Here is a 13,264-nt window from a genome sequence, read left to right as displayed (position 1 = left end):
CGCCGTCCCGGCCACGGCCGCAGGTCGCCCGCGCCCCGGCGCCGCAGGTCGGCGGCCTGGGCTGGCCGATCAGCGGCGCGCTGCTGACCGCCTTCGGCGGCAGGCTGCCCGACGGCAGCAGCAGCAACGGCGTGCTGATCGGCGCGGCCGCGGGCACCCCCGTCAAGGCTGTCGCCGACGGTACCGTCGTGTTCGCCGAGTGGATGACCGGTTACGGCATGCTGCTGATCGTCGACCACGGCAACGGCTACATGAGCCTGTACGCGCACAACGACGCCTTGCTGCGCAAGACCGGCGATGCGGTGAAACGCGGCGACACCATCGCCAGCGTCGGTAACTCCGGCGGCCAGGGCCGCAGTGGCCTGTACTTCGAATTGCGCCAGAACGGCAAGCCGGTCAATCCGACGACCTGGCTGCAGCGTCGCTGACGCGGGCGGGGTCGGTCGCGAGCGTCCGCCCCCACCCCAGCCCTCCACCCGTGAAGGGCGCAATGCCCCGCGCAGGCGGGGGAGGGAGCAGGCGCGTGTCGCCGTGAACGCGAAAGGCAAGACAGATCACCTCCCCCGCACGCGGGGGAGGTCGACGCGCATGGCGCGGCGGGTGGGGGCGGGGCCGTTGGCGGCCCGCCGACCTCAGCCCAGCGACTGCTTGACCAGGCGCGAGACCTCGCCCATGTCGGCCTTGCCGGCCAGCTGCGGCTTGAGCACGCCCATCAGCTTGCCGATGTCGGCCGGGCTGCTGGCGCCGGTCTGGGCCTTTGCTGCTTCGATTGCGGCCACGATCTCGGCCTCGCCGAGCTTCTCGGGCAGGTAGCGCTCGATGACCGCGATCTCGTCGCGCTCGATCTGGGCCAGGTCCTCGCGTCCGGCGCCGGCGTACTGGGTCACCGAATCCTTGCGCTGCTTGACCATCTTCTCCAGCACGGCGAGCACCGCAGCGTCGTCGAGCTCAATGCGTTCGTCGACTTCGCGCTGCTTGATCGCGGCGTTGACCAGGCGGATCACGCCCAGGCTGTGCTTGTCGCCGCCCTTCATCGCGGCCTTCATGTCTTCGGTGAGTTGCTGTTTGAGGGTCATGGCGGTTCTTCGGTGACGAACGGGCAGGGGGACCTGCGACGGGTGCCGGCGCCTGCCGTGCGCGGCCGGGTCCGGGAACGAGGGACGACAAAAAGCCGGCAGCGCATATGCGCGGCCGGCTCTTGCGTCAGGACACGATCGCGCCAGGCGGTGCCCGACGCGGATCGATCAGTACAGGCGCTGGCGCTTGGTGACGTCGCGCGAGACGCGACGCGCCTGACGCTTCACGGCCGCAGCGGCCTTGCGCTTGCGCTCCTGGGTCGGCTTCTCGTAGAACTCGCGCTTGCGGGTTTCGGCGAGCACGCCGGCCTTCTCGCAGGTGCGCTTGAAACGGCGCAGCGCAAACTCGAAGGGCTCGTTTTCGCGGACTTTGACGCTAGGCATGGAATCTCCGGGGATCTGGGCACCCGACCGTCGAAGGCCGGATCGAATCTGACGAATTCGGGTCTGCCGAGGGTCTGCTCCCGGCGAGCCGCGTATCATAGCCAGGACCCGGCAGCTGACGCAAGCCGCCCCCCGACGGGCGCTGCGAGGCGCCCGCGTCCTCCGTCCGCTTCCCGGCAGTCCTGCGCCCCATGAACGTCCTCGGCATCGAAACCTCCTGCGACGAGACCGGCGTCGCCGTCTACGACACCGCCCTGGGCGGTGCCGCCGGGCTGCGTGCGCATGCGGTCTACAGCCAGATCGCGCTGCATGCGCAGTACGGCGGCGTCGTGCCGGAACTGGCCAGCCGCGACCATGTGCGCAAGCTGCTGCCGCTGATCCGCCAGACCCTGGCCGAGGCCGGGCTCGAGGTCGAGGCGCTCGATGGTGTCGCCTATACCGCCGGTCCCGGCTTGGTGGGCGCGCTGCTGGTCGGTGCGGGCGTCGCGCGTTCGCTGGCCTGGGCGCTCGACGTGCCGGCGATCGGCGTGCACCACATGGAAGGCCATCTGCTGGCGCCGCTGATGGAGGACGACGCCCCGGCGCCGCCGTTCGTCGCGCTGCTGGTCTCGGGCGGGCATACGCAGTTGGTCGCGGTCGATGCGATCGGCGCCTACCGGCTGCTCGGCGAGACCCTGGACGACGCCGCAGGCGAGGCCTTCGACAAGACCGCCAAGCTGATGGGCCTGCCGTACCCCGGCGGCCCGCAACTGGCCGCGCTGGCGCAGACCGGCACGCCCGGCGCATTCCGTTTCTCGCGGCCGATGACCGACCGGCCCGGCCTGGACTTCAGTTTCAGCGGTCTGAAAACCCAGGTGCTGCTGGCTTGGCAGAACAGCGATCGCAGCGCGTCGACCCGCGCCGACATCGCGCGCGGCTTCGAGGATGCGGTCGTCGACACCTTGGCGATCAAATGCGCGCGCGCGCTCGACGCGACCGGATGCACCACGCTGGTGGTGGCCGGCGGCGTCGGTGCGAATCTGCGCCTGCGCGAGAAGCTGCAGGCCGATGCCATGCGTCGTGGCGGTCGGGTGTGCTTCCCGCGCCCGGCGCTGTGCACCGACAACGGCGCGATGATCGCCTTCGCTGGCGCCCTGCGCCTGCAGGCCGGCCAGCACGGCGACGCCGCGGTGCGCGTGGTGCCGAGGTGGGACATGGCGCAACTGCCGCCGTTGGCGCGCCGTGCTTCGTGATGGTGATGCGAGACGTCGGCTGACGGCGAGCGTCGCGCCCCAGCGACGCGACAATCGCTAAGCTGTCGCCCGCTGTGACGCTTCACTTCTTCTATCCCACGGATCACTCCGCCCGACCCATGGACAAAGTCTTCATCGAAGGCCTCGAGATCGAGGCGCTGATCGGCATCTACGACTGGGAGCGGCGCATCCGTCAGCCGCTGGTGTTCGATGTCGAGATGGCGTTCGACAACCGCGTGCCTGCAGCGAGCGACGACATCGCGCGCACGCTCGATTACAAGGCCGTCAGCAAACGGCTGATCGACTATGTGGGGGCGTCGGAATTCGGCCTGGTCGAGACGCTGGCCGAGCGTTGCGCGGCGCTCGTGATCGATGAGTTCAATGTCGGTTGGGTACGATTGAAGCTCAGCAAGCCGGGTGCGGTGCGTGGTGCACGCGCGGTCGGCGTGATCATCGAACGCAGTCGCCAGGACTGATCCGCGGGTCCTGGCGCCGCCGCAGCCATGCGGCCGCAACAGGAGATTCCCGCACGATGCAGCCCCATCTCGAACGACTCAGCGACCTGCTGGCACCCTATCCCTGGGCCTACAGCGCGATCGTGCTGGCTGCCCTGTGCCTGCTGGCATGGCTGGCGAACTTCATCACCAAGCGCATCCTGCTGCGCGGCCTGGGCAGCGTATTGCGGCGCACGTCGCTGGGCGGCGCGCAGCACGACCGGCAGGTACGCCTGCGCGTGATCCCGCGGCTGGCCAACATCGTGCCGGCGCTGGTGATCTCGGCCGGCATCGCGGTCGTGCCCGACCTGCCGCCGCAACTGGTGCTGATCGTCGAGCGGCTGTGCCAGATCTTCGTCGTGGTGACGATCGCGCTGGCCATCTCGCGCGCGCTCGACGTGGTCAACCGCAACTACGAGCGCCGCCCCGACGCGCACAACAAGCCGATCAAGGGCTACCTGCAGGTCGCCAAGATCGTGATGTTCGTGCTGGTCGGCATCTCGGTGATCGCCACGCTGATCGGTGCGAAGTTCCTGCACATCGTCACCGGCCTGGGCGCGATGACCGCGGTGCTGATGCTGATCTTCCAGGACACCATCCTGTCGCTGGTGGCCAGCGTGCAGATCAGCAACGACGGTCGTGTGCGCATCGGCGACTGGATCGAGATGCCGAGCCAGAATGCCGACGGCGACGTGATCGACATCGCCCTGCACACCATCACGGTGCGCAACTGGGACCGCACCGTGACCACGGTGCCGACCAAGAAGCTGGTCAGCGACGCGTTCAAGAACTGGCGGCCGATGTCGGAGGGCGGTGGGCGCCGGATCAAGCGCGCGCTGTATCTCGATCAGCGCAGCGTGCGGTTCCTGGCGGCCGACGAGATCGCGCGCTTCCGCCGTTTCGTCCTGCTCGACGCCTATCTCGACCGCAAGGACCAGGAGCTGTCGGACTGGAACACCGCATTGGCCGCGCGCGGCGCCGAGCCGGTGAACCACCGCCGGGTCACCAATCTGGGCACGTTCCGCGCCTACGTCGAGCACTACCTGCGCCACCATGCCGGCATCAATCAGGAGCTGACCTTGCTGGTGCGCCAGCTCCAGCCCACCGAGACCGGCCTGCCGCTGGAGATCTACTGCTTCACCGCCGACACCCGCTGGGCCGTCTACGAGGGCATCCAGTCGGACATCTTCGACCACCTGCTGGCGATCCTGCCCGAGTTCGACCTGCGGGTGTTCCAGGCCCGCAGCGATGCGCCGATGGAGGTCCGCCTGCAGGGTGAGCCCGCCGTCGACGGCCCTGCGGGTGCGGCGCCGGTACTGGAGGATGCGCGCCCCCGCTGACCGGAAGCGGACGATGCGCGATCATGGCGCTCCCCACAGGAGCGCACCATGGCCATCGCCTGCCTGAGCCTCGGCAGCAACCTCGATCCCGAGCGTCACTTGCGCGCCGCAGTGGACGCGCTGCGCGCCCGCTTTCCCGCGCTCGTCGTCTCGCAGACCTACCGCTTTCCGGCGGTGGGCTACGACGGCGCCGATTTCCTCAATGCGGCCGCGACGATCGAGACCGACCTGCCGCCCGACGCCCTCAACGCCTGGCTGCACGCGCTCGAGGACGCGCACGGGCGCGATCGCAGTGGCCCGCGCTACAGCGACCGCACGCTGGACATCGACATCGTGCTCTACGACGATCGGGTGCTGACCGGCGCCGGGAACCTGCGCATCCCGCGCGACGAACTGCGCCATGCCTTTGTGCTCAAGCCGCTGGCCGAGATCGCGCCCGACCTGCGCCACCCGGTCGATGGCCGCACGCTCGCGCAGCTGTGGGCCGCCCATCCCGACCACGACACGACGTTCGCGCGCATCGACGCGCTGTCCGCATGTCCGGCCTGATGCAGGCCGCAGGCCCCGCACTGCGGATCCTGGGCAGCGGCTGTCACCACCCGGCGCGGCGGCTGCCGTCCAGCGACTTCGACACTCAGCTCGGTCTGGCGCCCGGCGCCAGCGAGGCGGCGACTGGCGTGGCCTGGCGCGGCGTTGCCGACGCTGGCGAGACCGCATCGTGGATGGCCGCGCGCGCCGCGCAGGCGGCGTTGTCGGCGGCCGGCATCGGTGGCGATGCGCTGGACGCGATCGTCTCCACCTGCGCGGTCATGGAACAGCCGATTCCGTGCCAGGCGGCACTGGTCCAGCGTGCGCTCGGCCTCGGCGATTCGGGCATCCCGGCCTTCGATGTCAACGCGACCTGTCTGGGCTTTCTGGTCGCGCTGGACCTGGTTGCGGCCGGCATCGCCAGCGGCCGCTACCGCCGGGTGCTGGTCGTGGCCAGCGAGCTGCCCTCGCGTGGACTGCGCGCCGACGACCCGCTGACCGCGCCACTGTTCGGCGACGGCGCCGCCGCGCTGGTGCTGGGCGCCGCGGCGCCGGGTGAGGACTCGGCGCTGCTGGCCTGGCGGATGGAGACCTATGCCGACAGCGCCGACGCCTGCCGGATCCGCGGTGGCGGCACGCGCATCGCACCTGGCGATCCGACGCATCGCGACATCGACCCGGATGTCTACCGCTTCGAGATGGACGGCCCGGCGACGTTCCGGCTTGCGGGGCGCCGGTTGCCGCGCCTGCTGCAGCGCCTGCTGGCATCGGCCGGCGTCGGCCTGGACGCGATCGACTGCATCGTGCCGCACCAAGCCTCCGGCGGCGGCCTGGACCGGATCGTGCGCGCACTGCGGCTGCCCGAAGCGCGGGTGGTGCGGATCCTCGCCGAGCACGGCAATCAGGTCGCGGCCTCGCTGCCGCATGCGTTGCACCACGCGATCGCGGAGGGCTGGCTGCAGCGCGGCCAGACCTGCCTGCTGCTGGGCACCGGCGCCGGGCTGTCGCTGGGCGGCGCGGTACTGCGGTACTGACATGCGCCTTGACCTGACTCTGTTCGACGTCGGGCAGTGCCGGCACTGCGAGCGGGTGACGCTGGCCGGTGGGCGCTGGGCCAGCGTGGCGTTTCCGTCGATGGTCGCGCTGATCGTGCATCCACGTGAGGGCGCGATTCTTTACGACACCGGCTACGCGCCGCGGTTCCTGGATGCGACCGCGCGGCTGCCCGAACGTCTCTACCGCTGGGCCACGCCGGTCGCGCTACCGGCCGAGCAGCAGCTGGAGACGCAGCTCGCCGCGCATGGGCTGCGCCCGGCCGACATCCGCTGGTGCCTGATCTCGCATTTCCACGCCGACCACATCGCCGGCCTGCGCGACCTGCCCAATGCCCGCTTCGTGTGCATGCGCGAGGACCTGGACACCCTGCGCGCGATGCCCCGGCTGCGCGGGCTGCGCAACGGCTGGCTGCCGGCCTTGCTGCCGCCTGACTTCGATGCGCGCCGGCACCATGCCGACGACGCCGTCGCCAGGCCGCTGTCCGCGCCCTGGCAGGCGCTGGGCGAGGGGCACGACCTGTTCGGCGACGGCAGCCTGTTCGCGGTCGCGCTGCCGGGCCATGCGCCGCGGCAGCTCGGCCTGTGCCTGCGCGATGCGCATGACCGCGCGGTGCTACTGTGCGCCGATGCCTGCTGGTCGCATCTGGCGTTCCGCGAGCGCCGGTTGCCGGCATGGCCGGCGCGGCTGGTGACCCACGACTGGCCCGCCTATACGCACACGCTCGCACGGTTGCACACGCTGGCACGCGAGGCGCCGGACGTGGCGATCGTGCCCTCGCACTGCCAGGCGAGCCTGGACCATTACCGCGCGCAGACGTCTGCGCTCCGACCGGAGGCTGGTGCATGCGCATCCTGGTGACCGGTGCGTCGGGCTTTGTCGGCGGTGCCTTCCTGCGCCGTCACGCCGCGCGCGACGACCTGACGCTGTGGGGAACCGGGCGCCGCGCCACCGACCTGCCGGGCTATGTGCGCTGCGACCTGAGCCGGCCGTTCGACTTGCCGTTCCGTCCGGACGTGGTGATCCATGCCGCCGCGCGGTCCTCGCCCTGGGGCACGCGTGCGCAGTACCAGGCGCAGAACATCGACGCGACCGCGCACGTCATCGCGTTCTGCAAGCGCCACGGCCTGCCGAGGCTGATCTATCTGTCGTCGAGTTCGGTGTTCTACCGCGAGGCCCATCAGCTCGGCCTGCGCGAGGACAGCCCGATCGGGCCGGACTTCGTCAACCGCTACGCGCAGACCAAATACGCCGGCGAGCAACTGGTGCGTGCCTATCCCGGCGAGCATGTCGTGGTGCGGCCGCGTGCGGTGTTCGGCGTCGGTGACACGGTGTTGTTTCCGCGCATCCTCGAGGCGGCCCGGCGCGGCGCGCTGCCGCGATTCGTCGGCCAGGATCGACCGGTGATCGGCGACCTGGTGCAGATCGATACGCTGTCGGACTACCTGCTGCGGATTGCGACGATGCCGCGTCCGGCGCAGAGCTACAACCTGACCAACGCCGAGCCGGTGGACCTGCAGGCGCTGTTGCTCGACGTGCTGGCACGGTTGGACCTGCCACCGCCGACGCGGCGCGTGCGCATCGGCACAGCGCTGCGCGCGGCCACCGTGGCCGAATGGTTGTGGCGTGGCCTGCGGTTGCGCGGCGAGCCGCCGATCACGCGCTTCGGCGTCGGTGTGTTCGCCTATTCCAAGACCTTCGATCCAGCGCGCATGCTCGCCGACCTGGGGCCGCCGAGCGTGTCGTTGACCGAGGGCATCGACGCCTTCGTCGCCTGGCAGCGCGCGCAGTGGGCGGAATGAGCCTCGCGGTCGCCTGCGTTTGCACCTATGCGGCACTGTTGGTGCTGCGCAGCGCCTGCGCGTGGCGCGAACTGCAGCGCCAGCGCGCATGCCCGGTGCCGCCATCGGCGCGGCGGATGCAGGACGTTGCCGTGCTGCAGCCGATCCTCGGCGGCGACCCCCGGCTGGGCGAGGTGCTCGACGACACCCTGCGCGCGTTGCCGCAGGCGCGCTTCCACTGGCTGCTCGATGCCGACGATGCGCTCGCACATGCGGCGGTCGCCGCCGTGCGCGCAGCGCATCCGGGCGCTGCGATCGACGTGCGGGTGTTGCCGCCGGCGCCCGACGGCTGCAATCCCAAGACCTTCAAGCTCGAAGCGGCGTTGCCGCGGGTCGAGGCGCCGGTCTGTCTGGTGCTCGACGATGACGCCGCACTGTCGGCCGATGCGCTCGCACGCCTGGTCGCCGCGCTCGATACCGCCGACCTGGCGACCGCACTGCCCGGCTACCGCGACGATGGCGAGCGCTGGCCTGGCCGCCTGCTCGCACGCTTCGTCAACGACAACGCCGCACTGACCTATCTCGCGCCGTTGGCCTGGGCGCCGCCGGTGTCGATCAATGGCATGTGCTACGCGCTGCGCACCGAGCGCCTGCGCGCGATCGGCGGCTTTTCGCCGCTGCGCCACGCGCTGGCCGACGACCTGGCGATGGCCGATCACGTCCGCGCGCATGGCGGCCGCATCGCGCAGACGATCGCGCCGGTCTCGGTGCGCACCAGCCTCGACGGCGCAGCGCACTACGTGCGGCAGATGCATCGCTGGATGCTGTTCGCCACCTTGCTGCTGCGCCGCCAGCCGCCGTGCACACGGGCGGCGATCGTGCTGCTGCACGGGCTGCCGCCGCTGTTGCTGTGGGCGATGCTCATGGCGCTGGCCTGGCGCCCCGGCCTGGCTGGCGTCGGCGCGGTCGCTGCGGTCCTGGCGATGCGGGCCTGGGCACCATGGGCGCTGCAACGCGCGCTCGGGGTGTCGTCTGCGACGCGGCCACTGCTGTCGCTGCTGGCCGAGTTGGCGCAGCCACTGCACCTGTTGCACGCCACCTGCGTGCGCACGGTGCGCTGGCGCAGCCGGCGCTACCGCGTGCAGGCCGATGGTCGGTTCCATGCCGCCTGATACCGGCGGCGGGCGCGTGCGCATCGCGTTCCTGACCGGTCGCAGCGACCGGACGCGCTGTGCACTCAGCCCGCAGCAGGCGGCGTTTCTCGACGCGCTGCGCGGGCCGGGTCGCGATCTGCTTGCGCGCAACTTCCCATACACCGCGGTGCACGCCGGTCACGCCGCAGTGCCGTTGCCACTGGCGGCGCTGCGCAATGCCGGCGACTACCTCGGCGCGCGTCGTCCTGCGTTCGCCCGGCGCCATGGCGCGGCGGTGGCCGCAGCGCTCGACGGCGGCGGCGCAGTGGTGGTGCTGGCCGGCAGTTGCGGGCTCGAACTACTGGCCAACCTGCGGTTGCCGGCGGGGCTCGCCGCACGGCTGCACGTGTTCGCCTATGGGCCAGTCGCGCGCCGCGCGCCGGATGTGGCCCGGCTGCTGTGCGTGCGCGGGCGCGGCGACTGGATCTCGCGCCTGGGCTGGCGCGGGCCCGCGCTGCCGGTCGGCGGTGGCCATCTGGACTACCTGCGCAGGCCCGAAGTGCTGGCGCTGTGCGCGGACTTCGTCGCGGCGACACCATGCGCATCGACCTGATCGCGCCGCCCTACAGCGGTCATCTGCATCCGATCCTGGCGATCGCGTGCGAGCTCGCGCCGTGGCACGCGGTGCGGGTCCTGTCGACGCCGTCGGCGATGGCGCAGGTCGCACGCGCCGGACTTGTCGGCGTGCCGTTGCTCGATGCCGACGCCGAGCGCGTGCTCGATGCGATCTCCGACCCGCGCCATGCGGTGCGCAACCATCCGCTGCGCATGCATCGCCAGCTGCGCGATGCGCTCGGGGTCATGGCGCGCTTTGCGCAGGCGCTGCACGCGGCATACGCGCAGGCACCGCCGGACCTGCTGATCGCCGATTTCACCGTGCCGGTCGCCGGCACTGTTGCGCAGGCGCTGGGCATCCGTTGGTGGACCAGCCTGCCATCGCCCTGCGTGGTTGAGACCCCCGACGGGCCGCCGGCCTATATGGGCGGACTGCTGCCAGCGACGCAGGCCGGCGCGCGGCTGCGGCAGGCGCTGGCGCGCCGGGTGGTGCGGGGCTTCAAGCGCGGCGTGCACCGGCTGCATCGCAGTCGTATGCGCGCGCTCGGTCTGCCGCAGCTGTATCGCGGCGACGGCAGTGAAGCGGTCTACTCGCCCGAGCGGATTCTGGCGCTCGGTGTCGCGGCGTTGGAGTTCCCGTGTACCTGGCCCGCGGCGCTGCGCTTCGTCGGGCCGCGGCTGCCGGCCAGTGGCCACGACACGCCCTGGCTGCCGCCGCGTGCGGCGCCGGTGTTCGTCGCCGGGCGCCGGCATGTGCTGGTGACCCTCGGCACGCATCTGCGCTGGGCCAAGAACGCGTTCGATGCGCGGTTGCGCGCGCTGGCCGCGGCGATGCCCGAACTGGAATTCCATTTCACCGATGGTGATGTCGCGGCCGGTCATCACGAGCGCAGCGGCAACTACCAGCGGCTCGCCCATGTCGACTATGCGCGCTGGGTCGGACGCTACGACCTCGTCGTGCATCACGGCGGCGCCGGCATCCTCTATCGCTGCCTGGCCGACGCGCGCCCAGCGATCGTCTGCCCGCAGGACTACGACCAGTTCGACCATGCCGCGCGCTTGCAGCACGCCGGCGCTGCGCTGTGGCTGCGCGATCTCGATGGTCTCGAGGCCGCGGTGCGCCGTGCGTTCGCCGAGCCGTCGCTGTTCGCCGGTCTGCCGGCGCTGCAGGCCGCGGTGCGCGCCTGCGTGGCGGCGTACCCGCTGGCCGAGCTGGTCGAGTGCGATGGCGGCTCGGCGCCCTAGCCTTCCCGCTCAGGGTGCCAGTTGCACGCGGTCGCGGCCGGCCTGCTTGGCCTGGTACAGCGCATGGTCGGCCCGTCGCAGCAGGGTGTCGGCATCGTCGCCGGTCTGGCGAGCGGCCACGCCGATGCTGACCGTCGGGCGCAACGTGTCGAAGTCGGTCAGCGCGGTCGCAAAGCGCGTGCGGATGCGCTCGGCCACCTGCAGTGCGGTCGCGGCCTCGACGCCGGGGAGAGCGACGACGAACTCCTCGCCGCCGTAGCGCGCGACCGGCCAGGCCGGGTCGAGTTCGAGCCGCAACGCGTGCGCGACTTCGCGCAGGCAGCGGTCGCCGGCCGAATGGCCCAGCGCATCGTTGATGCGCTTGAAGTGATCTAGATCCAGGAACATCACCGTCAGCGGGCCGGGCGTCGCACTCAGCAGCGCCTGCAAGCGCGAGTCCCAGCTGCGCCGGTTGAGCAGGCCGGTCAGGCCGTCGGTATGCGCCTCCTGCAACGCCAGGTCGCGCTCGCCGCGCAATCCCGCGCTGCGCTCGGCCAGGCCCAGTGCCAGCACCAGCGCTTCGAACGCGCCAGTCGCCAGCGCCGCCAGGCCGTCGTCCCAGGCGATGCCGATCCGCTCGCCAAGCCCAAGGCTCGACAGCGCGGTGACCAGCAGCAGCGGCGTCCAGCCGATCAGGAACACGCCGGCCAGTCGCGAGCCGCGGCGCGCGGCGAGTGCGGCGGCGCCCAGCAACAGCGGCGCGCCCAGCGCCAGCAGCGGGTTGATCAGTGTGCGGCCGAGCGCCTCGAGCGCCGGCAGCGGCAGCAGCGCCGGCACCGCGCACAACGCCACGACCGCAGCATAGCCGCGCAGCCAGCGCCGGCCGCGCGGCAACAGGCGCGGCAGGTCGGCAAAGCGGTCGAGGAACAGGATCGCGGCGACGATCGCGGTCGCAGTCGCCAGCCGCCCCCAGAAGCGGGTCGCCTCACCCAGCCACTGCTGGCCGAGCGGATGCACGGTGTAGCCGGTCTGCAGCGCCATCACCAGCGCGAACGCCACCACATAGACCGCATAGAACGCGAAGGTCGCATCGCGCAGCCGCCAAGCGAAGAAGGCCGCCATCACCGCCATTGCCAGCATCGTCGCCAGGCACGCGCTCGCGATCGCCAACCAGCGCGCATCGCGTTGCAGGTAGTCGCTGTCCGACACCACCGACCACAGCAGTGTGCCGGGCATGCTGCCATGAGCGTCGACGTGCAGTGTCAGCGGACCGCCGTCGGGCGGCGGCGCCACGATGTGGAATCCCAGGCGGCCGTGCCCCGGCCATTGTCCCGGCACCAGGATCGTCTGCGCGCGGGTCTGCGGCTGGCCCGGCGGCCAGGCCAGGGTCACGTGCTGCAGCGCCGCCTGCCGGACCTCCAGCACCCAGGGGCCGGTCGGCCATTGGCCGTCGCGCGGCCACAGCTGCACCGTGTGGCCGGCGTCCGCGCGGGGCAGCGTCAGTCCGCGCTGCGGGTCGAAGGCCTGCGCCGGCTGTGCGTCCGTGGCCTGCCAGCGGCCATCGAGCGCGACCAGCGGCGCCGCCATGGCCAGGCCCGCCAGCAGCCAGGCCGCTGCACCCAGCAGCACCGACAGCAGCGTGCGCAGACCGGGCCGGTTCACAGCATGCGGCCGCCGTCGACGTGGAGCACCTCACCGGTGCTGAAGCCGGCGCCGCGCAACAGCCAGCCGACCGCTTCGGCGATGTCCTCGACCCGGCCCTGCCGGCGCAGTGGGGTCGCCTCGAGAATGCGCGCCCGCAGCTCGGGATCGCCGCCGTCCTCCGGCCACAAAATCGCCCCCGGCGCGACCGCGTTGACCCGCACCTGCGGCGCCAGCGCGACCGCCAGGCCGCGGGTCAGCCCGAGCAGCGCTGCCTTCGACGCCGCATAGGCGACCAGGTCGGCGCGCGGGCGTTCGGCATAGAGGTCGATGATGTTGACGATCGCGCCGCTGGCGCGGCGCAAGTGCGGCGCGGCGGCGCGTGCGAGCAGGAACGGCGCGCGGGCGTTGACTGCCATCAGCGCATCGAATGCGGCCGCGTCGCTGTCCTCCAGCGGCGCTGGCGCAAAGGCCGCGGCGTTGTTGACCAAGGCATCGAGCCGGCCGAACCGGGCCACCGTCGCGGCGACGAGCGCGGCGGTGGCGTCGGCATCGGCCAGGTCGGCCTGCAGCACGGCGGCGCTGCCCGGGCGCTCGGCGTCGAGCGTGGCCGCCAGCGCGTCGGCATCGGCGCGCGAGGCGTGGCAATGCAGCGCGACGTCGTGGCCATGGCCGTGCAGATGACCGGCGATCGCGGCGCCGAGGCGGCGCGCGGCGCCGGTGATCAGCACGACGGGGCGTGGGGTGTCCATGCGGGCTCCTG

The 13,264-nt window shown here is 71.7% G+C and carries 15 protein-coding genes; 11 read left to right on the top strand and 4 right to left on the bottom strand.

Translation table 11 applies throughout. The annotated features are described in order from the left end of the window. Positions 1 to 428, top strand: a 428-nt coding sequence (locus WAF18_RS08660; RefSeq protein WP_337244741.1) for a peptidoglycan DD-metalloendopeptidase family protein, incomplete at its 5' end; no start/stop codon positions are given. A gap of 204 nt (positions 429 to 632) precedes the next feature. Here WAF18_RS08660 and WAF18_RS08655 read toward each other — a convergent pair. After that, a complete protein-coding gene (locus WAF18_RS08655; protein WP_183427259.1) occupies positions 633 to 1,076 on the bottom strand; it encodes a GatB/YqeY domain-containing protein in 444 nt (147 codons plus the stop codon). Between the two features lie 168 nt (positions 1,077 to 1,244). Further along, entirely contained in the window at positions 1,245 to 1,460 is a 216-nt protein-coding gene (gene rpsU / locus WAF18_RS08650) for a 30S ribosomal protein S21 (protein ID WP_047138278.1), read from the bottom strand. Positions 1,461 to 1,651: 191 nt separating this feature from the next. Between rpsU and tsaD the strand changes: the two genes are divergently transcribed. The 10 genes from tsaD (at position 1,652) to WAF18_RS08600 (ending at position 10,881) form a co-directional block, all read left to right on the top strand. Further along, entirely contained in the window at positions 1,652 to 2,692 is a 1,041-nt protein-coding gene (tsaD, locus tag WAF18_RS08645; protein WP_337244740.1) for a tRNA (adenosine(37)-N6)-threonylcarbamoyltransferase complex transferase subunit TsaD, read from the top strand. A 119-nt stretch (positions 2,693 to 2,811) separates the two neighbouring features. Further along, positions 2,812 to 3,168 (top strand): dihydroneopterin aldolase, encoded by a 357-nt coding sequence (gene folB / locus WAF18_RS08640; RefSeq protein ID WP_183427257.1) that lies wholly within the window; start codon positions 2,812 to 2,814, stop codon positions 3,166 to 3,168. A gap of 56 nt (positions 3,169 to 3,224) precedes the next feature. Continuing rightward, entirely contained in the window at positions 3,225 to 4,526 is a 1,302-nt protein-coding gene (locus WAF18_RS08635) for a mechanosensitive ion channel family protein (RefSeq protein WP_337244739.1), read from the top strand. Between the two features lie 48 nt (positions 4,527 to 4,574). After that, positions 4,575 to 5,075 (top strand): 2-amino-4-hydroxy-6-hydroxymethyldihydropteridine diphosphokinase, encoded by a 501-nt coding sequence (gene folK / locus WAF18_RS08630; RefSeq protein WP_337244738.1) that lies wholly within the window; start codon positions 4,575 to 4,577, stop codon positions 5,073 to 5,075. Then, positions 5,063 to 6,088, top strand: a complete 1,026-nt coding sequence (locus WAF18_RS08625; protein WP_337244737.1) for a 3-oxoacyl-[acyl-carrier-protein] synthase III C-terminal domain-containing protein — start codon at positions 5,063 to 5,065, stop codon at positions 6,086 to 6,088. The genes folK and WAF18_RS08625 overlap by 13 nt, the downstream gene beginning before the upstream one ends. Position 6,089: 1 nt before the next feature. Further along, the gene (locus WAF18_RS08620) at positions 6,090 to 6,968 is read left to right on the top strand and encodes an MBL fold metallo-hydrolase (RefSeq protein ID WP_337244736.1); all 879 of its coding nucleotides are present in this window, start codon (positions 6,090 to 6,092) and stop codon (positions 6,966 to 6,968) included. Beyond that, positions 6,953 to 7,909 carry an NAD(P)-dependent oxidoreductase gene (locus WAF18_RS08615; RefSeq protein ID WP_337244735.1) on the top strand — a complete coding sequence of 319 codons (957 nt, stop codon included), beginning with the start codon at positions 6,953 to 6,955 and terminating at the stop codon, positions 7,907 to 7,909. The genes WAF18_RS08620 and WAF18_RS08615 overlap by 16 nt, the downstream gene beginning before the upstream one ends. Beyond that, a complete protein-coding gene (locus WAF18_RS08610) occupies positions 7,906 to 9,060 on the top strand; it encodes a glycosyltransferase (protein WP_337244734.1) in 1,155 nt (384 codons plus the stop codon). The genes WAF18_RS08615 and WAF18_RS08610 overlap by 4 nt, the downstream gene beginning before the upstream one ends. After that, entirely contained in the window at positions 9,050 to 9,634 is a 585-nt protein-coding gene (locus WAF18_RS08605) for a hypothetical protein (RefSeq protein WP_337244733.1), read from the top strand. The genes WAF18_RS08610 and WAF18_RS08605 overlap by 11 nt, the downstream gene beginning before the upstream one ends. After that, entirely contained in the window at positions 9,619 to 10,881 is a 1,263-nt protein-coding gene (locus tag WAF18_RS08600; protein ID WP_337244732.1) for a glycosyltransferase, read from the top strand. Before WAF18_RS08605 ends, WAF18_RS08600 begins: the two co-directional genes overlap by 16 nt. A 9-nt stretch (positions 10,882 to 10,890) precedes the next feature. On the opposite strand, the gene WAF18_RS08595 is transcribed toward WAF18_RS08600, so the two are convergent. Beyond that, a complete protein-coding gene (locus tag WAF18_RS08595; protein ID WP_337244731.1) occupies positions 10,891 to 12,522 on the bottom strand; it encodes a diguanylate cyclase in 1,632 nt (543 codons plus the stop codon). Then, positions 12,519 to 13,253, bottom strand: a complete 735-nt coding sequence (locus tag WAF18_RS08590) for a pteridine reductase (RefSeq protein WP_337244730.1) — start codon at positions 13,251 to 13,253, stop codon at positions 12,519 to 12,521. Before WAF18_RS08590 ends, WAF18_RS08595 begins: the two co-directional genes overlap by 4 nt. Between the last annotated feature and the right edge of the window lie 11 nt (positions 13,254 to 13,264).

Source organism: Luteimonas sp. gir (assembly GCF_037198055.1).
In the GTDB taxonomy this organism is placed as follows: Bacteria; Pseudomonadota; Gammaproteobacteria; order Xanthomonadales; family Xanthomonadaceae; genus Luteimonas; species Luteimonas citri_A.
The sequence above is the reverse complement of the archived record's forward strand: the minus strand, read 5'-3'. Positions and strand labels throughout refer to the sequence as shown.